Source organism: Pseudomonas sp. 34 E 7, assembly GCF_900005715.1.
Classification (GTDB): domain Bacteria; phylum Pseudomonadota; class Gammaproteobacteria; order Pseudomonadales; family Pseudomonadaceae; genus Aquipseudomonas; species Aquipseudomonas orientalis_A.
Genome location: NZ_CVTX01000100.1, coordinates 1 through 23,074, shown reverse-complemented (window position 1 = coordinate 23,074; position 23,074 = coordinate 1). Strand labels below are relative to the sequence as shown.

The 23,074-nt window shown below is 61.6% G+C and carries 20 protein-coding genes, 1 tRNA gene and 1 pseudogene; 13 read left to right on the top strand and 9 right to left on the bottom strand.

All coding sequences use genetic code 11. From position 1 onward, the window contains the following. The 3 genes from BFP96_RS07690 to BFP96_RS07680 all read right to left on the bottom strand — a co-directional run bounded on the left by BFP96_RS07690 (nucleotide 1) and on the right by BFP96_RS07680 (nucleotide 3,236). On the bottom strand, nucleotides 1-444 hold the full coding sequence (locus BFP96_RS07690; RefSeq protein WP_065935964.1) for a YqaA family protein: 444 nt from the start codon (nucleotides 442-444) through the stop codon (nucleotides 1-3). Nucleotides 445-697: 253 nt separating this feature from the next. Continuing rightward, entirely contained in the window at nucleotides 698-1,153 is a 456-nt protein-coding gene (locus BFP96_RS07685; RefSeq protein ID WP_065896872.1) for an SRPBCC family protein, read from the bottom strand. Nucleotides 1,154-1,241: 88 nt separating this feature from the next. Further along, nucleotides 1,242-3,236 (bottom strand): methyl-accepting chemotaxis protein, encoded by a 1,995-nt coding sequence (locus BFP96_RS07680; protein WP_065893255.1) that lies wholly within the window; start codon nucleotides 3,234-3,236, stop codon nucleotides 1,242-1,244. Between the two features lie 171 nt (nucleotides 3,237-3,407). On the opposite strand from BFP96_RS07680, the pseudogene BFP96_RS28935 reads away from it, so the two are divergent. Further along, nucleotides 3,408-3,542: pseudogene (locus BFP96_RS28935) on the top strand (LysR family transcriptional regulator); the annotation flags it as partial. A gap of 35 nt (nucleotides 3,543-3,577) precedes the next feature. Here BFP96_RS28935 and BFP96_RS07675 read toward each other — a convergent pair. Then, nucleotides 3,578-4,480, bottom strand: a complete 903-nt coding sequence (locus tag BFP96_RS07675; protein ID WP_065935963.1) for an AraC family transcriptional regulator — start codon at nucleotides 4,478-4,480, stop codon at nucleotides 3,578-3,580. Nucleotides 4,481-4,582: 102 nt separating this feature from the next. On the opposite strand from BFP96_RS07675, the gene BFP96_RS07670 reads away from it, so the two are divergent. Genes BFP96_RS07670 through BFP96_RS07650 form a run of 5 tightly spaced genes read left to right on the top strand, consistent with a single transcriptional unit; the run spans nucleotide 4,583 to nucleotide 8,999 of the window. Beyond that, nucleotides 4,583-5,143, top strand: coding sequence for a carboxymuconolactone decarboxylase family protein (locus BFP96_RS07670; protein WP_065893257.1), 561 nt, complete (start codon nucleotides 4,583-4,585; stop codon nucleotides 5,141-5,143). 41 nt (nucleotides 5,144-5,184) lie between these two features. Beyond that, nucleotides 5,185-6,246 carry an acyl-CoA dehydrogenase family protein gene (locus BFP96_RS07665; RefSeq protein WP_065896874.1) on the top strand — a complete coding sequence of 354 codons (1,062 nt, stop codon included), beginning with the start codon at nucleotides 5,185-5,187 and terminating at the stop codon, nucleotides 6,244-6,246. Beyond that, nucleotides 6,243-7,046, top strand: coding sequence for an ABC transporter ATP-binding protein (locus tag BFP96_RS07660; RefSeq protein ID WP_065896875.1), 804 nt, complete (start codon nucleotides 6,243-6,245; stop codon nucleotides 7,044-7,046). The genes BFP96_RS07665 and BFP96_RS07660 overlap by 4 nt, the downstream gene beginning before the upstream one ends. Next, nucleotides 7,033-8,232: an ABC transporter substrate-binding protein gene (locus BFP96_RS07655; protein ID WP_065893260.1), complete on the top strand. Its 1,200-nt coding sequence runs from the start codon at nucleotides 7,033-7,035 to the stop codon at nucleotides 8,230-8,232. Before BFP96_RS07660 ends, BFP96_RS07655 begins: the two co-directional genes overlap by 14 nt. Beyond that, nucleotides 8,229-8,999 carry an ABC transporter permease gene (locus tag BFP96_RS07650; protein WP_065885573.1) on the top strand — a complete coding sequence of 257 codons (771 nt, stop codon included), beginning with the start codon at nucleotides 8,229-8,231 and terminating at the stop codon, nucleotides 8,997-8,999. The genes BFP96_RS07655 and BFP96_RS07650 overlap by 4 nt, the downstream gene beginning before the upstream one ends. 54 nt (nucleotides 9,000-9,053) lie before the next feature. Here the strand turns inward: BFP96_RS07650 and BFP96_RS07645 are convergent, their stop codons facing one another. Then, nucleotides 9,054-13,865, bottom strand: coding sequence for a membrane-targeted effector domain-containing toxin (locus BFP96_RS07645; RefSeq protein ID WP_256548869.1), 4,812 nt, complete (start codon nucleotides 13,863-13,865; stop codon nucleotides 9,054-9,056). Nucleotides 13,866-14,262: 397 nt separating this feature from the next. On the opposite strand from BFP96_RS07645, the gene BFP96_RS07640 reads away from it, so the two are divergent. Beyond that, nucleotides 14,263-14,457, top strand: a complete 195-nt coding sequence (locus tag BFP96_RS07640) for a hypothetical protein (protein ID WP_005788056.1) — start codon at nucleotides 14,263-14,265, stop codon at nucleotides 14,455-14,457. Between the two features lie 12 nt (nucleotides 14,458-14,469). On the opposite strand, the gene BFP96_RS07635 is transcribed toward BFP96_RS07640, so the two are convergent. After that, on the bottom strand, nucleotides 14,470-14,850 hold the full coding sequence (locus BFP96_RS07635) for a fe2+ zn2+ uptake regulation protein (RefSeq protein WP_065893262.1): 381 nt from the start codon (nucleotides 14,848-14,850) through the stop codon (nucleotides 14,470-14,472). A gap of 235 nt (nucleotides 14,851-15,085) precedes the next feature. Between BFP96_RS07635 and BFP96_RS07630 the strand changes: the two genes are divergently transcribed. The 4 genes from BFP96_RS07630 (at nucleotide 15,086) to BFP96_RS30845 (ending at nucleotide 18,598) form a co-directional block, all read left to right on the top strand. Beyond that, nucleotides 15,086-17,365 carry a bifunctional acylase PvdQ gene (locus BFP96_RS07630; RefSeq protein ID WP_065935961.1) on the top strand — a complete coding sequence of 760 codons (2,280 nt, stop codon included), beginning with the start codon at nucleotides 15,086-15,088 and terminating at the stop codon, nucleotides 17,363-17,365. Nucleotides 17,366-17,598: 233 nt separating this feature from the next. Beyond that, nucleotides 17,599-17,672: transfer RNA gene (locus BFP96_RS07625), tRNA-Cys, on the top strand. Nucleotides 17,673-17,984: 312 nt separating this feature from the next. Further along, on the top strand, nucleotides 17,985-18,182 hold the full coding sequence (locus BFP96_RS07620; RefSeq protein ID WP_065885580.1) for a hypothetical protein: 198 nt from the start codon (nucleotides 17,985-17,987) through the stop codon (nucleotides 18,180-18,182). Nucleotides 18,183-18,430: 248 nt separating this feature from the next. Beyond that, entirely contained in the window at nucleotides 18,431-18,598 is a 168-nt protein-coding gene (locus BFP96_RS30845) for a hypothetical protein (protein WP_163001627.1), read from the top strand. A gap of 28 nt (nucleotides 18,599-18,626) precedes the next feature. On the opposite strand, the gene BFP96_RS07615 is transcribed toward BFP96_RS30845, so the two are convergent. Then, entirely contained in the window at nucleotides 18,627-18,884 is a 258-nt protein-coding gene (locus BFP96_RS07615; RefSeq protein ID WP_065893264.1) for a hypothetical protein, read from the bottom strand. Nucleotides 18,885-19,111: 227 nt separating this feature from the next. On the opposite strand from BFP96_RS07615, the gene BFP96_RS07610 reads away from it, so the two are divergent. Together BFP96_RS07610 and BFP96_RS07605 are read left to right on the top strand one after the other, a co-directional pair. Continuing rightward, on the top strand, nucleotides 19,112-19,720 hold the full coding sequence (locus BFP96_RS07610; protein ID WP_065935960.1) for a LysE family translocator: 609 nt from the start codon (nucleotides 19,112-19,114) through the stop codon (nucleotides 19,718-19,720). A 361-nt stretch (nucleotides 19,721-20,081) separates the two neighbouring features. Continuing rightward, nucleotides 20,082-21,065, top strand: coding sequence for a GlxA family transcriptional regulator (locus tag BFP96_RS07605; protein WP_065885586.1), 984 nt, complete (start codon nucleotides 20,082-20,084; stop codon nucleotides 21,063-21,065). Between the two features lie 19 nt (nucleotides 21,066-21,084). Here BFP96_RS07605 and BFP96_RS07600 read toward each other — a convergent pair whose 3' ends face one another. Beyond that, a complete protein-coding gene (locus tag BFP96_RS07600; RefSeq protein ID WP_065935959.1) occupies nucleotides 21,085-22,332 on the bottom strand; it encodes an NAD(P)/FAD-dependent oxidoreductase in 1,248 nt (415 codons plus the stop codon). A 68-nt stretch (nucleotides 22,333-22,400) separates the two neighbouring features. After that, nucleotides 22,401-23,074, bottom strand: a 674-nt coding sequence (locus BFP96_RS07595) for a dihydrodipicolinate synthase family protein (RefSeq protein ID WP_065935958.1), incomplete at its 5' end; no start/stop codon positions are given.

Genomic DNA, 23,074 nt, shown 5'->3' with positions numbered 1-23,074 from the left:
TTAACGGGGGATTAACAACCAGTGCAGGGTGATGGCAGCCAGCACGGCGTAGCGCAGCGCCTTGGCCAGGGTCACCAGCAGCAGGAACCGCCACAGCGGTTCGCGCATGACACCGGCCACCAGGGTCAGCGGGTCGCCAATGATCGGCACCCAACTGAGCAGCAGGGTCCAATGTCCCCAGCGCGCGTAATGGCTGCGCGCCTTGTCCAGTTGCCGTTCACTGAGCGGAAACCAGCGCCGCCCCTGGAAGCGCTCCGCCGAACGCCCCAGCAGCCAATTGACCAGCGAACCCAGTACATTGCCCAGCGTGGCGATGCCCAACAGCAGCCACACAATGTAATGCCCACTGAGCAACAGGCCGACGAGCACGGCTTCCGACTGCAAGGGCAGCAACGTCGCCGCGCCAAAGGCGGCCACGAACAGCCCCAGGTACGCCGTCAACATGGCGCAGGGGCTCGTTGCACAGGGGATTTCATGGTGGGTCTCGGAAAAAGGCGCGGCATTGGACCGGAAGGCTGTTCAGTTAAGCGCATATCGCCCTCTGTAGGAGCGAGCTTGCTCGCGAAAAACGTCAACGATAACGCGTGCTTCCTGATTGAACGCGGCGCCTGTGAGTTTTTCGCGAGCAAGCTCGCTCCTACAAAAAGCATTGGGTCGGGCATTTTCCCTGAAACGGGTCAGTTAAGCGAGAGAACGGTCAACCGCTGAAGGTTTCCAGGCGCTGCTTGAGACGGTCCAGCGCAACGCCCGAGCGTTCGATCATGCGTTCATGCAAGGTCGCCAGTTGCAGTTCGGTCTCATAGGTCAAGACGCGCTTGAACAGCGTGCCGCCCGGTTGCGCGTGCAGGACATAATGAAGGCAGCCGTCGACCGCCAGCGAGGTGAACACGGTCTTGAACTCGTTGGGGCGCCGGGCGACTTGCACGCGGTAACTCATGGGGACGCGGATGCCCAGCAGGTCGATGATTTCGGTAAACCGCGTGCCGACCGGCAGTGAGCCGCGGGTGCCGGTGTCGGCGCTGAGGGAGGAGGGGTGCCATTCGTGCCAGCGGTCGGGCTGGGTCACATAGTCGTAGACCGTCTCGAGCGGGGCCCGGATAAACCGTTCCTGGCTGATTCGCTCCAAGCGCACCGGCTGCTCAGTCGTGGGCATGACACACCTCCTGTGTGGCGAGTGTTAAACCAGAAGTTGTCAGAATAGTCCGACTCCCGCGCTCTGCACGGGAGTATTACGGCCTGGATCAGCGCACTTTGAAGCGTCCCATCAAGGCAATCACCCGGCCATTGGCCTCCAGCAGGCTTTGGGTATTGGTTTCGGTGGCGTGACCGCTTTGTACCAGCTCTTCAACCATCTGTCGGATCTGCACCATGCTGCGGTTGATCTCTTCGGTCACTGCGCTCTGTTGCTCGGCGGCCGTGGCGATCTGGGTGCTGAGGTTGTTGATATGGCTGACTGAGCCGGCCATCTCGTCGAGCCCGGTGTTCACCCGCGCCGTGGCATCCGCTGCCGACTGGCAACTGGCCTGGGTGTTTTCCATGGCGGCCACCGACGAGCTGACGCCGGTGGTCAAGCGCGCCAGCATCTCGTTGATCTGCGAGGTACTGGCCTGGGTGCGTGCGGCCAGGGCGCGCACCTCATCGGCCACCACCGCAAACCCGCGCCCTTGTTCGCCGGCCCGCGCCGCTTCGATCGCGGCGTTGAGCGCCAGCAGGTTGGTCTGGCCGGCGATGGCACCGATCACGCCGAGGGTTTCGGTGATGCGCGCGGCATCCTGGCGCATGTTCTCGACGGTGTGGGTCGCGCTGGCCACTTCACCGATCAGGGCGCTGACGCTGGTGGACGCTTCGCCCACCACCACCCGTGACCGGTCGGCGTGCTCGTTGGCGCGCTGGGTGAAGGCCGCCGTTTCTGCGGCATTTTGCGCGACGGTGTCGGCGGTTGAGCTCATCTCGGTGATGGCGGTCACCGTCTGGTCCGTCTCCGAGGCGTGGCGCAACAGGATCTGGTTGGTGTGCGCCGAGGTGTGCTGCAACTGCTCAAGGCCCGAGGCCATGGCGCCAGTGGCCTGGGTCACTTCGCCGATCATGTTTTGCAGATAGACGATAAAGTGGTTCACCGAGTGACCGATGGCGCCGAGTTCATCTTCGGCGCGGATGGTGATGCGCCGCGTGAGGTCGGCATCACCGGCCGACAGTGCGTCGATATTGCCCTTGAGCGCTTTCATGCGCTGGACCAGTTGGCGAATCGCATACGCCGCCAGCAGTACCAGCAGGATCACCATCGGTACTTGCAACAGGGCCAGGGTGCCGAGCACATCATTGCGCTGGGCGGTGATCAACGAAGTGGGCAGGGCGGTCGCCAGGAACCACGGCGTCCCCTCGATCGGGCGCATGTAGAAGGTGCTGGCCACGCCCTGGTTGTCGAACTCGGCGCGTTGCAGGGCCTGGTCGCGATGGGCGAGGGCGGTGCTGACCTGGGCGGCGAACGCCGACGTGCCGGTCAGCTCGCTGATATTCTTCAGCACGATCGGGCCGCTGATACGCGAGCTGTTGCTGATGATCTTGCCGTCGCCTTCGACGATCAGCATCTGCCCGCCGATGTCTTTTTCCTTGCTGGCCACCAGGTCATTGAAGAAACCCAGGGTCACGTCGATGGTCGCCACGCCATAGGCGGCACCGTCACGCTGGATCGCCATGGCGCAGTTGGTGCGTGGCTCCTGGCTGGCGTCGTCCTTGTAGGCCGCGGCCCAGGCGCATTGGCCACGGGGCGAGGCGAGGCCGCCCTTGTACCAGCTCTGGTCGTAATAGTTGGGTGCGGGGTCACTGTTCCAGAAGGTGTTGACCGCCAGCTTGCCCGAGGCGTCACGGTGCCAGAACGTGCTGTGTTTGTTACGGCCGGGGGTGCGCTGGTTGGGCAGCGGCCAGATACCGCCGCCGAACACTTTCAGCTCGCCGTACTGGTCAACCAGGCCCGGCAGGACCTTGTCGATGGCATCGCTGTCAAGCAAAGGGATCGTTTGGGTGATGGTGCGTTGCTGGGCCTGAACCTTGTTCAGTTCGCCCTGGATCTGTTCGGCCACTTCGGCGACGCGATTGAGCACCACCTGTTCTTCGGTGTATTGCAGCTTGGGCGCGACCAACTGGCCGATACCCACGACGGTCAACACCAATAACACCAGAACGAACAACACCAGAAACAGGGTATAGCGGGCTTGGATGGAGCGCAGTGGGGGCATGGGGCCGTCCTTACGAAGCGTTATTGTCGACGCGGCTTTATTAGAGCTTCGTAGGGCTATCGGCTTGCATCGCAACAGCTTTAGGTACGTGCGTGCAAGAAAGTGCCGGCGCCGTCGGGCGCCGCCGCCAGGTCAGATCTCCAGCATCGCCATGACCGTTGACGAGTGCGCATGGTGAAGCGCGTATTCACCCGGATCGTGGAGTTGGGCGGTTTCGCCAGGGCGGCGGACAGCCTGCAACTGCCGCGCGCTTCGGTGACGATCCTGATCAAGCAACTGGAGGCGCACCTTGGCGTGCAGCTGCTGGCGCTGCGCGCGCAACCGGGCAATGGGTTGCGGCGTTAACTCTGCGCCCGGCGGTAGGCCCCCGGTTGTTGCCCGATGACTTTATGAAACGCCCGGGTAAACGCCGCCACCGACTGATAACCCACCGCCAGCGAGACATCCGCCACGGTCTGGTCCGTCTTGAACAACTGGCACGCGTGGCGCATGCGCATCATCAACAGCACCTGGCCCGGCGACTGTCCGCACAGCTCATTGAAACGTTTGAAAAACGCCGAGCGTGACAGCCCGGTGCAGGCGGCCATGCTTTCCAGCGTCCAGTTCTCTGCCGGACGTGCGATCAACTGTTCCAGCAAACGGGCAAATGCCGGTTGCCGACCGAGTGCCGCCAGGCCGCCCAATTCAGTGTTATCGAGCAAGTGTTGACGCAGCACATACAGAAACAGCAGATGGCACAGGCGTTCGAGCAAGGCCTGGGAGGGCGCCGGCAGGCGTTCGCATTCCTGCAGGATCAGTGCGAACAGATTGCGCGCAGCGGTCAACGACGGGTCGCCGGCGCGCAGGATGATCCAGGCGGGCAGGCTGTCGACAATCATCGCCGACAGCCCGGACTGGAAATGAAAGAAGCCGCAGACCAGGCCCACGCCATCGGTGGCATTGCTATCGAGGGGCAGCATCGGAAGGCGCGGGCATTCTTGCGCGCCGGTGGCGGTGTCCGCGCCGGACAGCCGATATTGGAGGTCGCGCAGCAGGAACACGGCATCGCCATTGTTCAGGTGTTGCGTCGGCTGGCCGTCGATATGCAGCCAGCACTCGCCTTGCACGATCAGATGAAAACTCGCCCGGGCCAGGCCATGGGTGCTCGCGTGCCAGTCGCCGCAATAGCGACCGACGTGAAACAGGCTGGTGTTGAGCTCGAGGCTGTCTAATAACCAATCGACAAGTGCACTGGACGAATTCATCTAACGAAAAGACTCTGGAGCAAGTAATCGCTACTTTAGCCTATTGAGGGCTTTTTTTATAACCAACAGACTGGGGTCATTCACTCATCAGGAGACCACTCCATGTCCCGTGTACCGCTGCTTACCCCTGAAACCGCGCCGGAGGCCGCCAAGCCTTTCCTGGAAAATGCGCTCAAAGGCTCGGGGTTCATTCCAAACCTGCTGGCCGTGCTGGCCAATGCGCCGGCGGCACTGGAAACCTATATCACCGTGTCCGGCCTGAATGCCAAGTCGACCCTGAGCCTGGCGGAGCGTGAAGTGGTGCAATTGATCGCCGCCACCAGCCACGGCTGCGATTTTTGCGTGGCCGGGCACACCGCCGTGGCACGTAACAAAGCCAAGCTGCCCGAAGACGTCATCGAGGCGCTGCGCCAGCGCGGTGAATTGCCCGAGCCCCGCTATGAGACACTCGCCGCGTTCACCCGTGAAGTGATTGCCACCCGCGGCGATGTCAGCGATGCCGGCTATGACGCGTTCCGCGCCGCCGGCTATACCGACGGGCAGGCGCTGGAAGTGATTCTGGGGGTCAGCCTGGCGACATTGTGCAATTTTGCCAACGTGTTCGCGCGTACGCCGTTGAACCCGGAGCTGGCGCAATACCGCTGGGAAAAACCGGCCAGTTGAATCGGTGCTGATCCACCTGTTGTCATCAAGGAGAAAGACCCATGCTTGACCCGATCTTGAGCCGTTGGCTCGATGTTCAAGCGCAGGCCCTGGACGTGGGCAGTTGCGATCCACAGGAAGTGCTGCCGCGGCTGGCCGAGGCCAATGTGTTGCGAGTCGGCGTGCCCAAAGCCCTCGGCGGCCTGGGCGGCGACGTGGCGGGGGCGGTGGAAGCCATCGCCAATATTGCCAGCCATTCCCTGGCGGCGGCGTTCGTCTGCTGGGGCCAGCGCTCCTTTATCGAATACCTGCTGCAAAGCCCCAATGCACGGCTGCGCGAGCAACTGCTGCCGGACCTGCTCAGCGGCAAGCTGGCCGGTGCCACGGGGCTTTCGAATGCGATGAAGTTTCTGTCCGGCATCGAGACGCTGCAGATCAGCGCCGAGCCCACTGAACATGGCTGGACCCTCAACGGCCGTCTGCATTGGGTGACCAACCTGCGCAAGAACGGCTTCGTCGCCGCTGCGGCCATCGAACACGCCGGTGGCGGCGCGCCGTTTATCCTGGCGATCCCGGATTCAGTGGCCGGCTTGCAGCGCTCCCGCGACCTGGAGTTGCTCGGGTTGCAGTCCAGCAATACCGCCGCCCTGGGACTTGAAGGCGTGAAACTGAGCCGCGACTGGCTGCTGCACGAAGACGCGCGTCAGTTCCTGCCCGCCGTGCGACCGGCGTTCCTGGGCTTGCAATGCGGCCTTTCGATAGGTCTGGCGCGGCGTTCCCTGGCGGAGGTGGCGCATCACTTGGGCGCTTCGCGCACGGTGTTACGTGAAGAGCTCGAAGCGCTGCGGTTGACCCTCGATCACCTGGTCACTGAACTCAAGAACGGTTTGCTGGCCGGGCGGTTTGCCGCCGAACCGGTGCCGTTGTTCAAGCTGCGCATTGCCCTGGCGGAAACCGCCGCCAGCGCCGTGCAACTGGAGTTGCAGGCCAGCGGCGGCAAGGCTTACCTCACCGCCCATGGCAGCGGCTTTGCCCGGCGCTGGCGCGAATCGGCGTTTGTGCCGATCGTCACGCCGAGCCTGGTGCAACTGCGCACCGAACTGCAACGCCAGGCCAACCTATGAGCGCGACGGTGATGACGGCCCGGGATGTGTGCCTGGGGTATGCCGGCGGCCCGGTATTGCAAGGCTTCGACCTGCAGCTGCAGCCCGGTGAAGTGGTGTCGATCCTCGGCCCGAGCGGGGTGGGCAAGTCCAGCCTGTTGCGGGTGCTGGCCGGTTTGCAGGCACCCCAGGGCGGTAGCGTACGCGTGCTGGGTGAGCCTTTGAACGGCCCGCACCCACGGGTGGCCGTGGCGTTTCAGGACCCCAGCCTGCTGCCCTGGCTGAACCTGGAAAAGAATGTCGCCTTCGGCCTGGATTTCGCCCGCCAACCGCATTTGAGCAGCGACGAACGCCGCCAGCGTGTCGACCACGCGATTGCCGCGGTCGGCCTGGAGCACGCCCGTCACCAGTTCCCCGCGCAGTTGTCCGGCGGCATGGCCCAGCGCACCGCATTGGCCCGCTGCCTGGCCCGCCAGCCGCAGGTATTGCTGCTGGACGAGCCCTTCGGCGCACTGGATGAAGTGACCCGCGCGGACATGCAGCACCTGTTGCTCAAGGTCAATCGCGAACAGGGCTCGGCGGCGGTGTTGATCACCCACGACATCGATGAGGCCTTGCTGTTGTCCGACCGTATCCTGCTGCTGGGTAACCGCCCGGCACGCACCCTGGGCGAATGGCGAATCGATCTGCCGCAACCGCGTGAGGAACAGGTCGAAGCTATCGGCGCGCTGCGCATCGACATTCTTAAAACCTTACGGCAGGCGAGCCGTCCTCAACCCAACCCCCTCGAATTGCTGGAGCCTAACCATGTGTCTGGATGACCTGACCCACTCGCGCCGCGACTTTCTCAAACTGTCTGCGGTGCTCAGCGCCGCCGGCGCCTTGCCGTTGCTGAGCAGCCTGCAGGCGCGTGCCGCCAGTGAGCCGGATGCGCCGGTACGCATCGGTTATCTGCCGATCACCGACGCCACGCCGCTGTTGGTCGCGCACAATAACGGGCTGTTCGAAGCCGAGGGTATCCAGGCCGAACGTCCGGTGCTGCTGCGCAGTTGGGCCCAGGTGATCGAAGCGTTTATCTCGGGCCAGGTCAACGTGATTCACCTGTTGTCGCCCATGACCGTATGGGCGCGCTATGGCAGCAAGGTGCCGGCCAAGGTGGTGGCGTGGAACCATGTGGGCGGTTCGGGCCTGACCGTGGCGCCGGGCATCACTGACGTGAAGCAACTGGGCGGCAAGTCGGTGGCGATTCCGTTCTGGTATTCGATTCATAACGTGGTGGTGCAGCAGTTGTTCCGCGACAACGGGCTGACCCCGGTGTCACGTGCGGCGGGCGGCGCGATCGGCGCCAATGAAGTCAACCTGATCGTGCTGCCGCCTTCGGACATGCCGCCGGCATTGGCCAGCAAGCGCATCGACGGTTATATCGTCGCCGAGCCGTTCAACGCCCTGGCGGAGAACCTCAAGGTCGGTCGCGTGCAGCGTTTCACCGGCGACGTCTGGCGCAACCATGCCTGCTGCGTGGTGTTCATGCACGAGCATGACCTGACCCAGCGCCCGGAGTGGTCGCAGAAAGTGGTGAACGCCATCGTCAAGGCCCAGGTCTGGACCCGCGACAACCGCGAAGAAGCGGTGAAGCTGTTGTCCAAGGACGGCCCGAACCGCTACACGCCGCATGCCGAACCGGTGTTGAGCAAAGTGCTGGCGCCTGCCGCCGCCGATCGCGCCGGGTACCTGGCTGACGGTGCGATCCAGCACGCCAACTGGGACGAGCACCGCATCGACTTCCAGCCTTACCCATTCCCCAGCTACACCGAGGAACTGGTACGCCGCCTGAAAGACACCCTGATCGAGGGCGACAAGAAATTCCTCGCTGAGCTGGACCCGGCCTTCGTCGCCAGGGACCTGGTGGATGACCGTTTCGTGCGCAACGCCATCGAAGCCGTCGGCGGCATGAAGACCTTCGGCTTGCCCGAGGGTTATGCGCGCAACGAGGAGATTGGCGTGTGAGCAGCGGCAAAACCGTAGCGTGGCCGGGCTGGTTGCTCGGCTTGGGTGGCTTGGCGGGTTTGCTGGTGCTCTGGTGGCTGGGCGTCAAGGTATTTGGCGATGCCGATGGATTGTCTTCGCGCTTTTCCCTGGCGGCCACGTTCAGCAGCCTGTGGGAACTGTTGGGGCGCGGCGAGTTGTACCTGCATATTGCCGTGAGCCTTAAACGCATTTTTATCGGCTTGTTTCTGGCCTTGCTGGTGGGCGTGCCGCTGGGGCTGCTGGTGGGCAGTTCGCGCAACCTGGAGGCGGCGACCACCCCGGCGTTCCAGTTTTTGCGCATGATCTCGCCGCTGTCCTGGATGCCCATCGTGGTGATGCTGATGGGGGTGGGCGACCAGCCGATTTACTTCCTGCTGGCGTTCGCTGCGGTGTGGCCGATCATGCTCAACACCGCGGCCGGCGTGCGTCATCTCGACCCGCGCTGGCTGCAGTTGAGCAAGAGCCTGAGCGCCACGCGTTGGGAGACGTTGCGGCGGGTGGTCATTCCCGGCGTGGTAGGGCATGTGCTGACGGGCGTGCGCCTGGCCATCGGCATTCTGTGGATTGTGCTGGTGCCGTGCGAAATGCTGGGGGTCAGTGCGGGGCTGGGCTATTACATCCTCGATACCCGTGATCGGCTGGCATATTCGGAGTTGATGGCGATGGTGCTGCTGATCGGGCTGCTGGGGTTCGCACTGGATGCGTTGGCGCGGTGGCTGCATCAGCGCTGGGTACACGCTGACTGAGGTTCGAGCCGTTGCCGGCATGCTGTGCAGGAAACGGCTCGACGGTTTGCCGGGTCACTCGGGCGTGAAAATTTGCAGGTCTCCCGTCATGTCATTGTGGGTTTTCAGCTCGCCGTTCGGGCCCGGTCGCACGTCTGTGGCTTTCGTGCCGTAGCTTCCCCTCATGCCGGCTCTCTCATAGATACCAATGCCAATGCCGCCGGTGGCTTCGGCCAGGCCACGTACACCCTGGGTGGTGTTGATGTGCTGACGACCCACCAGGGCAATCACCTTGCCCTTGTGCGTGTGCCTCAGCAGCTCATGGGCGGCGTAGAAGTTCATTTCCTTGAGCCGTTGTAGATTCCGATCGGCGCTGCTCTGGGCCTTATAGGCATCACGCTCATGTCGATGGCGGGTCAGATAGAAGTGATCCAGAGGCACCACTTCAATGCCGTTGGCCTTGAACGTGTCGATCAGTGTGCGCAAATTCAAATCAGGCTCGTAAGGGCGTTGTTTGTAGCCCGTGACGCCCATCCCATCGTCCTTGAGCCGCATTTTGTTGTCATACACCATGCCCTCCATCCCGATAACCTTGACGTTTTTTCGTTTAAATACGGGGATCAGTTCGATGAGCACACGAAATGAAGCCAGACTGAGATGGTTCTCGCCGAAGGCCACGATATCCGCCATGTCCAGGGACTTTTCGACCAGGTCGGCGATCGGTTCAATGGCTTTTACGTCGGGCAGTCCAGGGCGTGGCAGTTGAGGCCCCGCCAGGCTTTTGTTCATCTCCAGTTCGTAGCGCTCCCGGGTAGGGCCTCTGCGGGTCGGCGAGAAATGCGCTTCGGTGGGCGCGCCTTTGATGAAGTCGAGATACTTTATGTGCGGCGGCGGTAGATGATCGGTTTTACGCGTAATCTGTACCGCCGGGCCAGGCACTTTGCTTGCTGGAAGCGTCGCCGGGTCCGGCTTCCTGTAGGGATGAACCCGTTCTGACTTGTGCGCGTTGAGACGTGCCCTTGCGGCGCTGAAATCGGGTGATGGCGGCATCAGTGTATGGACCGGATCGAAGGCCACCAACGGCGCACCGTAGGGGCGTTGGGTGCTCGCATCAAATGCGTACCACTGGCCATCGTGCTGTATCGCATTGACGTTCACGGCGCGATTACGCACGTCCAAGCTGCCCGTCGCGGCTGCGTCAAAGCGTCTGCTGGCGGTGTTCAGTTCGTCGAGCGCCACCGTCCCCTTGAGGCTGCGCAGCCCGCTTTTCACCGCGCCGGCGGCCTCGAAGGCAACTTTACCGGCTCCGATCAGTATTTCGTCCGCGCCATTGAACGGATTGAACTCCTTGACCATGGGCACAACCATGATCTTCGTGACCTTGAGCGCCTTGGTCGCGACCGATGCCGTCGTCTTCAGCACTTTCGCCGCTTTTGCGGCAGCCCCCATCCCGGCAGTGAGAAAGCCGAAGCCATCAAAGGCGAGGTCGTCGATGGCGTCGCTGTATTCGCCCTTATTGAAGTTCACAATGGCCGAGCGCAGGGGAATCAGATCGAGAAACCCATCACGCAAGGTGACCAATCGATCGTTGGCGCGCTCAGAGGACGTGACGCCCTCAGCGGCTTTACGGATGGCTGGGTTGTCCAGGTACAGTGCCTTGACGATCGACTCGGCGAGTTCGTGGGTACGGGGATTGATGAACATGTACGGTGCCGATGCGGTGCCGGATCGCTCGCCATCGAGTGGGTCGCGCTTGACGCTGTCCAGGTCGACCCCCTTCAGCAGCGCGCCGCCCCCCAGGTAGTGGACGAACGTCTTCATCCCTTCAACGGTCTTTTCTCGATTGATATCAGGGAAAAACTCTTCCTCTTTGGTTATTTCGTTCGAGAAGTGCTCCGGCGCGCGGGGTATTTTCCGGCTGCCAAGGTTATGGATAACGCCTTTTTCCGTATCGAACGCATAGTTGGAGGTCTTTGCGCCATTTTCTGCGGTGACCAGGATCCTGGGGCTGGTGTGGAATAGAGTCGGCCCCATGAAAGGCACTGGGCTGGTCTTGTAACTTTTCTCCAGGTAATAGGTGATTTTTCCGAAGCTGAGATTCTTCTTGTCTTCAGGCGGCAGATTGTTGAGAGCGTTGATCACGCTCAAGTGTTTGATTTTTTTAAAGTTGGCGACCGCTTCGGAAAACGCCGCGTCGAAGGCCTTTTTGATATTGAATTGTGGTCGATGGGTGAAGGCGACGAAGGCAGCGAGGTCAACGCTGTGGGTGCCTTTTGCGATACTCCAGCGGTCGTCCATGACGATCTGCTCCATCACGATTTCGCGCATGGAGTACGGTTTGCTTGGCTTTGGCGTTACGGTGCTGGAGAGTCTTGAAAATATTTTCTCATCGAAGTCAACGTCCTTTCCGAACTCGCCGATGAGCAGACCCATTGCCATCGCTGCACGATCCGGCATGACCGTGTCCATCAAGGCACTGCCTTCCTTGAGTTTTTCCCGCTGGTTGTTGAAGGCTGCCTGCACCCGATCAAGCTCATCCTGGCTGTACAGTGCGTCGCCTTTTGCTTCAAGAATATTGTTGCTGACGCCCCAGTCCACCAACGCCGCTGTTTGTATGGAGGCCGGAGCGGGCGGCAGTGCGCAGGCCTTTATCATCACCTGGGCGTAGGTCATGTTGGCCGCGCTACTGCCAATGGCGTCGACTGCCAGGCAAAGGTCCCGCCAGGCCTGGGTGCCCTGGCGAACTTCATCGGGGATATCCCTGACCAGGTATTGCGGGTGGGTGCGCATCAACAGCAGATGAACGGCTGTCTTTGCCAGTGCGGGTGATGCCCGTCCCTGGTCGATCAAGCACTGACGCAGGCCTTCGGTGACCCTCGACAGAGGTTGTCCCCAATGGCTTTCTTGGGCCAGATCGAACCCGGCTACCCGGTTGCGTTGGGGCGACGTAATGGATTCCGGATCCAGCGTCAGATGCAGCGCGGCCAGTGTGTAGTCATTGATGCTGGAGTCGGTAGCGATGCCGTTCAGTCTGGTTTGCATGGCCAGGCCCAGCGCCCGGCCCTCAGGGGAGCTGACCAGGCTTTCCAGCGCCTTGACCGGATCCTCCAGGGCATCGGGGGAAAGGGGCCGGCTGCTGTTCAGATAGGCCAGTACGTTGCGTTGCGCCCCTGCCTGCGATGATTGCGTGCCGGCGTTGGCATGCGCGATTGCAGCCGTTCGCAGCGTTTGTTGCTGACTGATATCCAGTGGGATCGGCCAGGACAAACCTCCGCCGAAATTGCCGAACGGATGTTGACGTGCCTTTAACGCTGCCGCCTCTGCCAGGGACTGCAACTCGCTTCTGGTCCTGGGCAGTGGCAAGCCATTCTCGATGATGAAGGCTTCCACGGTGGCTGGTTTTCCGGGCGCGAGGATGTAGGCCTGATACTGGGACGATTCTGGCGCTATGTTCATCGGCGCGTTTTTCAGCGCGGCGGAGACCTGTCGCGCGGGCGCCTGCTCGGACAGGCAGTGATAGGCCTGGTTCAGTTGCTGCGCCAGGTACTGCCAGTTTCCTCGATTCGCCAATTGCCGATCCAGTGCCTGGCGACCGTCCACTTTGCTCAAGCGATCCTGCAGCGATTGAGTACGCGCCCATAGCGCATTGGTCCCGTCGAAATGCAGGCTCAGGTCGGCGGCCTGCTGCAGGCCGGCCATCACTGGCGGCGCGCGCCATGGATCATCGAGTTGCACGCTGTTTTCGGGTTCATACAGCGCTTGCAACTGGTTAGTCAGATTGTGCTGATGAAGCTGCAGCAATTGCGGCACGCCGGTGGCGATGACGTCGGTTGTGACTGGCGTGAGCTGTCTGCTCAGGTTCTTGCTCCAATCGCCGTCGAGGCTGCGCTGGAGCGTCAATGGCAGTGTCTGTTTCAACTGCTCTGCCGCCTCCGGATCGGAGCGCAGACGCTGGCCGAGCGTATCAAACGCTTCACCCGGGCTGTCGAACGTTTCATACCCGTCGCGCGGGGTGTACAGCACCGTCAGGCCTCGTTGTTCGGCGGGCGTCAAGGTCCTGTCCGTTTCCGGTTTGTCGTAAGGACGTGCCGCTGATGACCCGTCGCGGCGGGTGATCATGAATGCGCCGACCAACAGTGTTCCGGCGGGCATTGGCAGATTGACCCTCAGCGGATAAACCCCCGGCCGCTCGCCATCGCGCATGGCGCTTTCTCGATCCGCCAGCGTCGGGTACTCAAAGGCTTTGTCGATCAGGGTCTTGGCGGCCGGGCTCAGTGTGCCGTCTTCGACTCTCAAGGCGGCCAGTGTCGACAACATCTCTCGATGGGTATTCAGCAATTGGTCCTGGGGTGACTCGGGGTTGACCGCGCCCGGGCGCGGCTGCGTCCAGAACCGTGTAAAGCTCGCAGGCAGGTCGTTCTCGATGGCCTGGGCGATGGCCAGCAGCGAGCTGCCGGCGCTTAGCTGCCGGTGACTTTCGCTGGGTTCAACCGTGCTGTAAAAGCCGACTTCTGCAGCGCCCGGGAGTGTCGGTGACAGCGGTTCAACCGAGTTGTTGAGATTTCGCAGCGCATCGAACAAGGCTTCGGTGATGCTTCGCGCCGAGACCAGCGTGCGCTGTCCCTGCTCGTCGGTGTGATAGCGATGCACATACAGTGATGAAGCGTCCACAGGAGGGGTGGCCCCGAAGCTGCGGGCGAGCTGTTGCTCGATAACGTTATTGAGCGTTGGCTGGCATCGCAACAGCGCCTGGATATCCTGATTGAGTGACTGGTATTGGTTGAGCAACAGGCGTTGATCGGTTATTTGCAGGCCACTGAGCAGGTCCGAGCGAATCGCGCTGACGGGTGCGATCCCTTGCACGGAAGGAAGCGTCAATGCTGGCACCTGCTGTGGCGCAAGCTGCGGCAGAGGTGGCGGGGTGGTTTCCAGGGAGGAGGTGTCCCGGCGTATACGGAGGTTGGCGAGGCCTGAAATCAATTGTGTAATCCAAGTGACGTTGGCCCAAGTTTCCCTATGTTGTTTGGCGAATGATTCTTCCTTGTTGGGCTTCGTATGGTTGGGGCTGTCGCGTAGGTACGTTCCGTACAGGAGGGGCGAATATCGTGTATCCGCAGGTGTACGGGCAATGGGGTCAAACGCCGGCAGGCGTAGGACGAGCCAAAATTTTTCATCGCCTGTAACATGAGCCTCGGCCGGCCTCAGTCCGTCCCCGCCACCGGGTAGCTTCCCGGCATGCGCAGCGACACAACGTGCATACATTCTTCAGGTTCAGGAACTCGTCATGACCCAAAAGCAACGCTTGAAATATTCGATTCTGATTGCCCTGGCCGTGCTGGCCTCGATGTTCGGCCTGTCTTACCTGCAGAACATCGGCGTGATCAGCGAGAAAACCTTCCAGTACCTGGCCATTGCGATTGCCGTTGTCGTTGTGGTGATCAACGGCATCATGCGGCGCAAGGTCAAGCCTCACTTCTGATGAGCGCGTGATTCAGACGCGCCCATTGAGCACTTTGGCAGCCTCTTCGTGGAGGCTGTAGCTCTTGTCGGCATTGAGGGTGATCACGCCCTCGCTGCACAGGCGCTTGAGCACCTCGCGCACGCTGAGAAACGACAACGGGATGCCCAGTTCCAGCAAATGGCTGTGCACACCGCGCACGCCAAGGGTGCGCTGGTTGCCGGCAGCGGTGATCAAGGCATCGATGACCTTCAGCCGAATCAGGCTGGTGCGCAGACCGAAACACTTGAGCAAATGGCGTATGCGCTGGTTGCCCTGCTGTTCGGGCGTTTTGTCAAACCCTTGCGAGCCGTTGCCGAAACCGGCCTCGTCGGTTGATGAATGTCCATCCGTGGGCACTTGTGGGTTGTACATGCAAAACTCCTTATCAGAGCCTTATCAGGAAAATGATGGTGCTCTTATTCAATAAGACGAACGAACGAGCAAAATCATGAAGTGCAAGCTGTAGAAAATTTGTCGGTATCAGGTTTGTCACAGTGTGCACGCAGGGAATAAACCTGCCGCGCGGCTAAATTATTGCCGGCGGGTTGCGTCCTAACGGTGGGGTAGTTGTCCCTATCGAGGGTGTTCAATTGACTGTGGAGTCGGCGTGATTATTTCCAATGGGTTGTCCAGGATAGGCATGGCAGGGATGTTGCTGGGGTTGAGCCTGGCGGCATCGGCGCGCGAGCAGGTGGTGCAGGCGTCGGCGGAGATTCGGCGTACCACCTATGGCGTGCCGCATATCCGTGCCAACGACGAACGTGGCCTGGGTTTCGGCATCGGCTACGCGTATGCCCAGGACAATCTGTGCCTGCTGGCCAATGAAATCGTTACGGTGAATGGCCAGCGTGCCCGATTCTTCGGCCCCGAGCAGGCCACACTGGAAGAGCGCAACAACCTCGCCAGCGACGTGTTCTTTACCTGGTTGAACACGCCGAGCGCGGTCGAGGCATTCTGGAGCGCGCAAACGCCGCAGATCCGCCAGCGTATCGAAGGCTATGTCGCAGGCTTCAATCGTTATCTGAAAGAGCAGGGCGCACCGGCGCAGTGTCAGGCGGCGTGGGTGCGTCCGCTGGTCAAGGAAGACCTGGTCAAGCTGACCCGCCGGCTGCTGGTGGAAGGGGGCGTCGGGCAGTTCGCCGAAGCCTTGGTTGGCGCGACACCTCCCCAGGCCACGGCCGCCGCGCAGCCCGACGCCAAGGCATTCGAACTGGCCGCTGCCCATCAACAGCGTTTCACCCTTGACCGGGGCAGCAACGCTGTGGCCGTCGGCCGGGATCGCTCCTTCAATGGGCGTGGCATGTTGCTGGCCAACCCGCATTTCCCGTGGGTGGGCGGCATGCGTTTTTACCAGATGCACCTGACCATTCCCGGCCAGCTGGATGTAATGGGCGCGGCGCTGCCCGGCCTGCCGGTGGTGAATATCGGCTTCAACCAGCACGTGGCGTGGACGCACACGGTGGACACTTCCAAGCATTTCACCCTGTATCGCCTGACCCTCGACCCCAAGGATTCCACCCGCTACCTGCTCGATGGCAAGTCCTTGCCCCTGGATAAAGCCACGCTGACCGTGCAGGCCAAACAGGCTGATGGCAGCCTCAAGGATGTCACCCATACGGTCTACAGTTCGCAGTTCGGCCCCGTGGTGCAATGGCCCGGCAAGCTGGACTGGGACAACCACTATGCATACAGCCTGCGCGACGCAAACCTCGGCAACGACCGGGTGCTGCAACAGTGGTACGCGATGAACCGCGCCGACAGCCTCCAGGCGCTGCAAACCTCGGTGCATACCCTGCAAGGCATCCCGTGGGTCAATACCCTGGCCGCCGATGACCAGGGCCAGAGCCTGTACATGAACCTGTCGGTGGTGCCCAACGTCAGCGCCGCCAAGCTTGCGCAATGCAGCGACCCGCGGGCCGGCCTGCAAATGATCATGCTCGACGGCAGCCGCAGCGCCTGCGCCTGGGACATCGACCCTCGCGCCGCGCAAGCGGGCATCTTCCCGGCTGCCCAATTGCCGCAGCTGCAACGCAGCGACTACGTGCAGCACTCCAACGATTCGGCCTGGATGGCCAACCCCAAGGCGCCGCTCACCGGCTTCTCCCCGGTGATCAGCCAGGACAACATCGGCCTGGGGCCCCGTGCACGTTTTGCCCTGCAACGCCTGCAATCCCTGGAGAAACAACCGATTACCGTCAGCGCCCTGCAAAGCATGGTCATGGACAACGAGGTGTACCTGGCGGGGCAAGTCATGCCCGACCTGTTGGCGTTCTGCGCCAAGCACCTGGGCAACGATGCCGCCGCGCTTGAGTCACTGTGCACCAGCCTGAAAACCTGGGACCAGCGCGCCAACCTCGACAGCGGCCTGGGCCTGGTGCACTTCATCAACCTGGTGGAACACCTGCAGCAGATTCCCGATGCCTGGCGCGTCGCTTTCGACCCGGCCCACCCGCTGACCACCCCGAGTGGCCTCGCCATCGACCGCGCACCCGTGGCCACGGCCCTGCGCGAAGCCATGCTCGCTTCCAGTGCCGCCGTCGACAAACTCGGCGTAAAGCGCTGGGGCGACCTCCAGGTCTCCGGGCAAACCCCCATGCATGGCGGCCCGCAGGAACTGGGCATCTACAACGCCATGCAAACCGTACCCCGTGCCGACGGCAAACGCGAAGTCGTCAGCGGCACCAGCTATCTGCAAATCGTCAGCTTCGACGACAAAGGGCCCCAGGCGGTAGGCGTACTGGCGTTCTCCGAATCCAGTAATCCTGACTCGAAATACGCCGTGGACCAGACCCAGGCCTTCTCCGAGAAACAGCTGCGCCCACTGCCTTTCACCGAAGCCCAGATCAAGGCCGACCCGCAGTACCAGGCGCAACGCATCCAGGAGTAGGGCGGCCACGCAACCCCTTGATGCCAATGCGAAATATTTTTGAAATCAAGGGGTTGCGGGCAAAAGCAAATAAGTACATAATGGCGCCCATCGAACGCAATGAAGCATTAAAAACTTTAATGTATTCAATGAGTTAGGTGTGTTGTATAAGTTAGAGAGTAGAGGCGCGCTTCACAGAGCCCACTCAAGTTTGTATGCGGTGAATGTCGGCAACACAGGCATTGATCGTTTGAGGCCGAGTAGCAAAATGGTTATGCAGCGGATTGCAAATCCGCCTACGCCGGTTCGATTCCGACCTCGGCCTCCACTCTTGAAAACCCCGTAGATTAGCGTCTACGGGGTTTTTTATTGTTTGCGATTTATGGTTCCTTGATGATCGTTCCCACGCTCTGCGTGGGAATGCATCCCGTGACGCTCTGCGTCACCTGTCGGCGGGACGCGGAGCGTCCCAGGCGGCATTCCCACGCAGAGCGTGGGAACGATCAGACTGACACGCCGACATCGGGGCAAGCCCCCTCCCACATGGGATCACCATTCGTCTGCCACCCGGCACTCTGCCTGCCATGCCGTCTCTGAATATCAAGCGCGGATATCCCGAGCGTAGGAACGGAGAACCAGCATGCATATCAACGAGAATGCCCCGGGGAACCTGTCTCAACAGGATGTGACCCGCAATACCGATAACGAAACCGGTCACGACCCCAAGCGTGATGAGGACAATATTCCACTGCCGCCGGACGATGACGCGCCGCTGGAGGAGGATATGTCGGATGTGGATGCGGCCGATTCAGTGGCGAGTGAGCATCCGGATAACTAGTGATTGATTCAAGCTGATGAACCCGGCCTGGCGCCGGGTTTTTTTGCGGTGCAGAACGCCCGGGCCATCGTTTTTTCAAACCCCGAGTCCGTGGTTTTCGACGAATGACGTGTCTGGATCAAGGGTTCCAGCCTTTAAACGGTTGTCACGGACGCCTCAGCCGACTACCCTGAAATTGTTTGTATTGTTACAAACAATTTCGGTGTGACTGTTTTCCGGTCACACGGCTTCAGGATGAGGAACGAAAAATGTTTGCACACGAAGGTACTGCGCTAGAGCTTTTAACCCTAGTTTTCGGCGTGACGGCTCTGCTTCTGGTGATCTGGTTTGTCCACCACCAATACGAACTCAGGGCGCGAAAGCGTGTAAAAAAACAACATGCTGATGGCGGTCAGCATTCAACGCAACACCGCTGATCAGCCCGATGCAGCGATGCGGCTGGTCTCAGCCAGCCGCTTCAGACCGATTGATTCGCTGCTCTTTGACTTCATGTGCGTAGGCTTCAAGACGTTTCTGCTGGACGGCCAGCAGCGCGCACACTTTGGTCAGCAGCGCCGCTTGATCGCCCGCCTTGCCGCTGGCCGCCAGGGCCTTCAGTTCAACCACCGACCAGCCGATCACGGCGCCGGCATCTTCAAGGTCGTAGAATAGTGCTTGTTGTGCGGTTCTGGGACCGCCGAGATCATCTATCACAGCGTTCACCCTGTTTATCCGGGAAAAATCACAGGCAAAGAAAAGCCCGCGATGGGGGAGCGGGCTAAAAGGTGTTCATGTAGGAGCTGGGATAACCTTAGGCCTGCGTCTGTGAAAGCTTCGTGAAACCCATGTCATCAAAGTGTATTCCTCGATCCAACGCCAGCTGTATGGGGCGATAAACTGCGCAACCCTCTACTGTCGCAGGACATCACCCCCCGCTTGGATGCCGCGCCATGTTCATGTCCACCAGTCTTCTGTCAGCCTTTATGCTGTTCGCTTTCGTGTCTTCGATCACCCCCGGGCCCAACAACACCATGTTGCTGGCCTCCGGCGTGAATTTCGGCTTTCGCCGTTCGATGCCCCATGCGCTGGGTATCAGTATCGGGTTCATGGTGCTGGTGATTTGCGTGGGGCTGGGCCTGGGCGAAGTGTTCAAGCTGTTCCCCTGGGCGTACACGTTGCTTCGTTATGTCGGCGCCGCCTATCTGCTGTACCTGGCGTGGAAGATCGCCAACGCCGGCGGCATGGCGGACAGCGATGACGAACAGGGCAAGCCGATGACCTTTCTCGGCGCGGCGGCGTTCCAGTGGGTCAACCCCAAGGCGTGGATCATGGCACTGGGCGCGATCACGACCTACACGCCGGCCGAGGGTTACGTGACCAATGTGCTGGTGATTGCGCTGGTGTTTGCCGTGGTCAACCTGCCGAGTGTGTGCGTGTGGGTCGGCTGCGGCAGCGGCTTGCGCAGTGTCTTGCGCGAGCCGAGTTGGTTGCGGGCATTCAACTGGACCATGGCGGGGTTGCTGGTGCTGTCGTTGTATCCGATGCTTTTTGTCGGGTGACAGCCCCACTAGACCGGCGAAATGGTCGCCAGCATGCCGATGCCGATGGTCAACACCAGAAAACCGAACAGGAAAATAGCCATCTTGGTCATAAGGCCTCCAAAGGGAAGGGGGACGACAGGAATGTCGGGGGCGCCATTGTCCGCTTCGGGCGGTTTTCGATACAGAGGCAGATGGCGCGGAAAAAACCGTATCAGATGGCGCGCCGGCGCCTGGATCGCAGGTTTCAGGCGCCACAGGTTTTTGCTGATCAGCCGCCGGGAGTGAGACAGCCACCGCGTTTGCCCCTAAGATAGCGCCCACTGCATCAACAATAAGAGTGGGCCAACCCTCGATGGAAAGACGCCAGTTCAGCGGTGGCATGAAGGGTAAGAACCTGCGCTACCTCAATGACAATCCCCAGCAGACGGCGGCGGTCACCCGTATCGGCTTCCTGCTGCTCGAACACTTCTCGCTGCCTGCCTTCACCCAGACCCTCGACACGCTGGTCACCGCCAACCTGCTGCGCCCCGAGCTGTTCGCGACGCGCACGTTCGGGTGGGACGAGCGCGAGATTATCAGTGACCTGGGCCTGGTCATCCGTCCCGATGCACGTCTGGAACCTTCGGTATTGCAGGATTTGGACCTGCTGGTGATCTGTGGTGGATTTCGCACCGAACTCAAGGCCAGTGAAGACTTCATCCATATCCTGCGCGCCGCCGCCGAACAGGGTGTCGGGCTTGCCGGCCTGTGGAACGGCTCATGGTTTCTCGGCCGCGCCGGGTTGTTGCAGGGCTATCGTTGCGCCATCCACCCGGAGCATCGTCCGGCGCTGGCGGAGGTGTGCAAGGCCGCGCAGGTCACCAGCGAGCCCTATGTGATCGACCGCGACCGCCTCACCGCTTCCAGCCCCTCGGGCGCCTTCCATATGGCCCTGGACTGGATCAAGAGCCTGCACGGCAAGGCGTTGGTCGAAGGCATCGAAGACATCCTCGCCTTCGAGGAGTCGCGCTACCGACGCATCAAACCGACCGAAAACGTCTGCGTCAGCGCACCGCTGCGCGAAGTGCTCAAGCTGATGGACGCCAACCTGGAAGAACCGCTTGAGCTCGACCAGCTCGCCGTCTACGCCGGCCGCTCGCGCCGCCAGTTGGAGCGCCTGTTCAAGGAACAACTGGGCACCACGCCGCAGCGCTACTACATGGAGTTGCGCGTGACCGAAGCGCGGCGCCTGTTGCAGCACACCGAGCTGTCGCAGGTGGACGTGCTGGTGGCCTGCGGTTTTGTGTCACCGAGTCACTTCAGCAAGTGCTACAGCTCGTATTTCGGCTATCGCCCCTCTAAAGAAAAGCGGCTGGTCAAATAGGCGCGAACAGGTGGCTTTATCAAAACCGCGCCATTCGATACGCCTGCACCCCAGGCACTGCTTCACCGCTTGCCAACTGAGCGATTTTTTCCGCCGTCACCGCCGCCTGGGTCAATCCCAGGTGCTGATGACCGAACGCAAGCAGCACCTTGCCGTCGCACACCCGGTCGATGATCGGCAGCGAGTCGGGCAGGGAGGGCCGAAAGCCCATCCATGGCGTGGCGTCGGCTGCGTTCAGCGGCTGGCGGAACAGGCCGTTGCTCAAGCGGTGCAACTGCCACGCTCGCTGCATATTGGCCGGACGTTCCAGGCCGGCGAATTCCACGGTGCCGGCCAGGCGCAGGCCGTCGGCCATGGGGGTCATGATGAATTTGCGCTCCAGTGAGGTGACGGCGAAGGGCAGGCGCTGGTGTTCGTGGGGCAGCATCAGGTGATAGCCGCGCTCGGTGTCCAGCGGCACGCGCTTGCCGGTGAGGGTGGCGGTGAGACGGGCCGAGTGGGCGCCGCAGGCGATCAGGACCTGGCGCGCGGTGACCACGCTGTGCTCCGTCATCAATGACACACCGTCATTTTCCACGCGGCCATCCACGACGCGCTGTTGCAGAAAGGTCACACCCAAGGCCCTGGCCGCGTTCACCAACTCGCCGACCACTGCGTACGGGTCGAGAAAATGCCCGGTGCGCGGAAAAAACAAACCGCCCTGTATCGCCTCGCTCAACTGCGGCGCCGCCGTGCGCACCGCCTGCGCCGACCAGAACGCCACCGGCACGCCTTGCTGCTGCATCCGTTGCTGCAAGGCATCCAGCGCCGCACGGGATTCGGCGCGCTCAAACACCAGCAGCGAACCGTCTTCGCGCAGCAACTGCGGGTGCCCGATAGAGCCCAACAAGCGCTGCCACGCGGCGAGGCTGGCTTCATTCAACGCGAGGAGGCCGGCGACAGTGCGCTGATAGCGTATCGGCCGCAGGTTCAGCAGCAGGCGCATGAACCAGGGCAGGGCGCGGGGCAGGTAGGTCCAGTCCAGGCGCAGCGGGCTCATGGGGTCGAGCAGCATGGCCGGCAGGCGCTTGAGGATCGACAAGTCGGCGATGGGAAAGACCTGCTCGGTGGCCAGGTGCCCGGCATTGCCATAGGAGGCGCCCATGCCCGGCGCCTGCGCGTCGATCACCAGCACCTGCCGTCCTTGTCGCGCCAGTTGCAAGGCGCAGGCAACGCCGATGATGCCGGCGCCGACCACGACGATGTCGGCTGAGTGGGGATTGGCCATCGCTTATGCCTCTCTTCGGCTGTTGACCAGCAGATGACTCGCCACAGCAAGCCCGCGCCTACAGAAAATCAAGCGACGTTCTGCTCGGCCGACCAGTTGGCGTACCACTGGCGGAACAGCGCGTACTGCTGCTCGGCATAGCGGCGTTGAGCGGCGCTGAGCACATCGGTTTCGTTGAAGTGCAGGGCATAGCCCTGGTCACCGTTGAGCACCATCAAGTGCTTGTAATACAGCACCAGGTCGCAGCCTTCGTCGAACGAGGACAGCACCGCCAGCGCGGCTTCCAGCTCGCGGGCCTGGCGCCGGGCCTTGGCATCGCCCGTGGCGGCTTGCTTGCTCAGCGCCACCAGTTGCAGCACTTCACGGGGCAGCGCGTTGCCGATGCCGGTGATGGCGCCGGTGGCGTTGCAATTGACAAAGCCGTGCACCACCTGGGTATCGACACCCACCATCAGGGTCACGTCGTCGTCCTGGGAGGTAATGTTTTCCGCCGCATAGCGCAGGTCGGCGGCGCCGCCGAATTCCTTGAAGCCGATCAGGTTCGGGTGTTCGCGGCGCAGTTCGAAGAACAGCTCGGCGCGGGTGGCGAAGCCGTAGTACGGGCTGTTGTAGATCACCGCCGGCAGGTTGGGCGCCGCCTTGAGGATCGCCGCGAAGTGGGCCTTTTGCGCGGTGGCCGAGGCGCCACGGGACAGCACGCGCGGAATCACCATCAAGCCATGCGCGCCGACCCTGGCCGCAT

Bases quoted from the DNA above. Each gene is read 5' to 3' on its own strand.
- BFP96_RS07660 (WP_065896875.1), top strand. From the start codon at position 6,243: ATGAGCGCGACGGTGATGACGGCCCGGGATGTGTGCCTGGGGTATGCC.
- BFP96_RS30845 (WP_163001627.1), top strand. From the start codon at position 18,431: ATGTTTGCACACGAAGGTACTGCGCTAGAGCTTTTAACCCTAGTTTTC.
- BFP96_RS07600 (WP_065935959.1), bottom strand. From the start codon at position 22,332: ATGGCCAATCCCCACTCAGCCGACATCGTCGTGGTCGGCGCCGGCATC.
- BFP96_RS07675 (WP_065935963.1), bottom strand. From the start codon at position 4,480: ATGAATTCGTCCAGTGCACTTGTCGATTGGTTATTAGACAGCCTCGAG.
- BFP96_RS07635 (WP_065893262.1), bottom strand. From the start codon at position 14,850: ATGTACAACCCACAAGTGCCCACGGATGGACATTCATCAACCGACGAG.
- BFP96_RS07685 (WP_065896872.1), bottom strand. From the start codon at position 1,153: ATGCCCACGACTGAGCAGCCGGTGCGCTTGGAGCGAATCAGCCAGGAA.
- BFP96_RS07620 (WP_065885580.1), top strand. From the start codon at position 17,985: ATGCATATCAACGAGAATGCCCCGGGGAACCTGTCTCAACAGGATGTG.
- BFP96_RS07690 (WP_065935964.1), bottom strand. From the start codon at position 444: ATGTTGACGGCGTACCTGGGGCTGTTCGTGGCCGCCTTTGGCGCGGCG.
- BFP96_RS07655 (WP_065893260.1), top strand. From the start codon at position 7,033: ATGTGTCTGGATGACCTGACCCACTCGCGCCGCGACTTTCTCAAACTG.
- BFP96_RS07605 (WP_065885586.1), top strand. From the start codon at position 20,082: ATGAAGGGTAAGAACCTGCGCTACCTCAATGACAATCCCCAGCAGACG.
- BFP96_RS07670 (WP_065893257.1), top strand. From the start codon at position 4,583: ATGTCCCGTGTACCGCTGCTTACCCCTGAAACCGCGCCGGAGGCCGCC.
- BFP96_RS07665 (WP_065896874.1), top strand. From the start codon at position 5,185: ATGCTTGACCCGATCTTGAGCCGTTGGCTCGATGTTCAAGCGCAGGCC.
- BFP96_RS07680 (WP_065893255.1), bottom strand. From the start codon at position 3,236: ATGCCCCCACTGCGCTCCATCCAAGCCCGCTATACCCTGTTTCTGGTG.
- BFP96_RS07610 (WP_065935960.1), top strand. From the start codon at position 19,112: ATGTTCATGTCCACCAGTCTTCTGTCAGCCTTTATGCTGTTCGCTTTC.
- BFP96_RS07640 (WP_005788056.1), top strand. From the start codon at position 14,263: ATGACCCAAAAGCAACGCTTGAAATATTCGATTCTGATTGCCCTGGCC.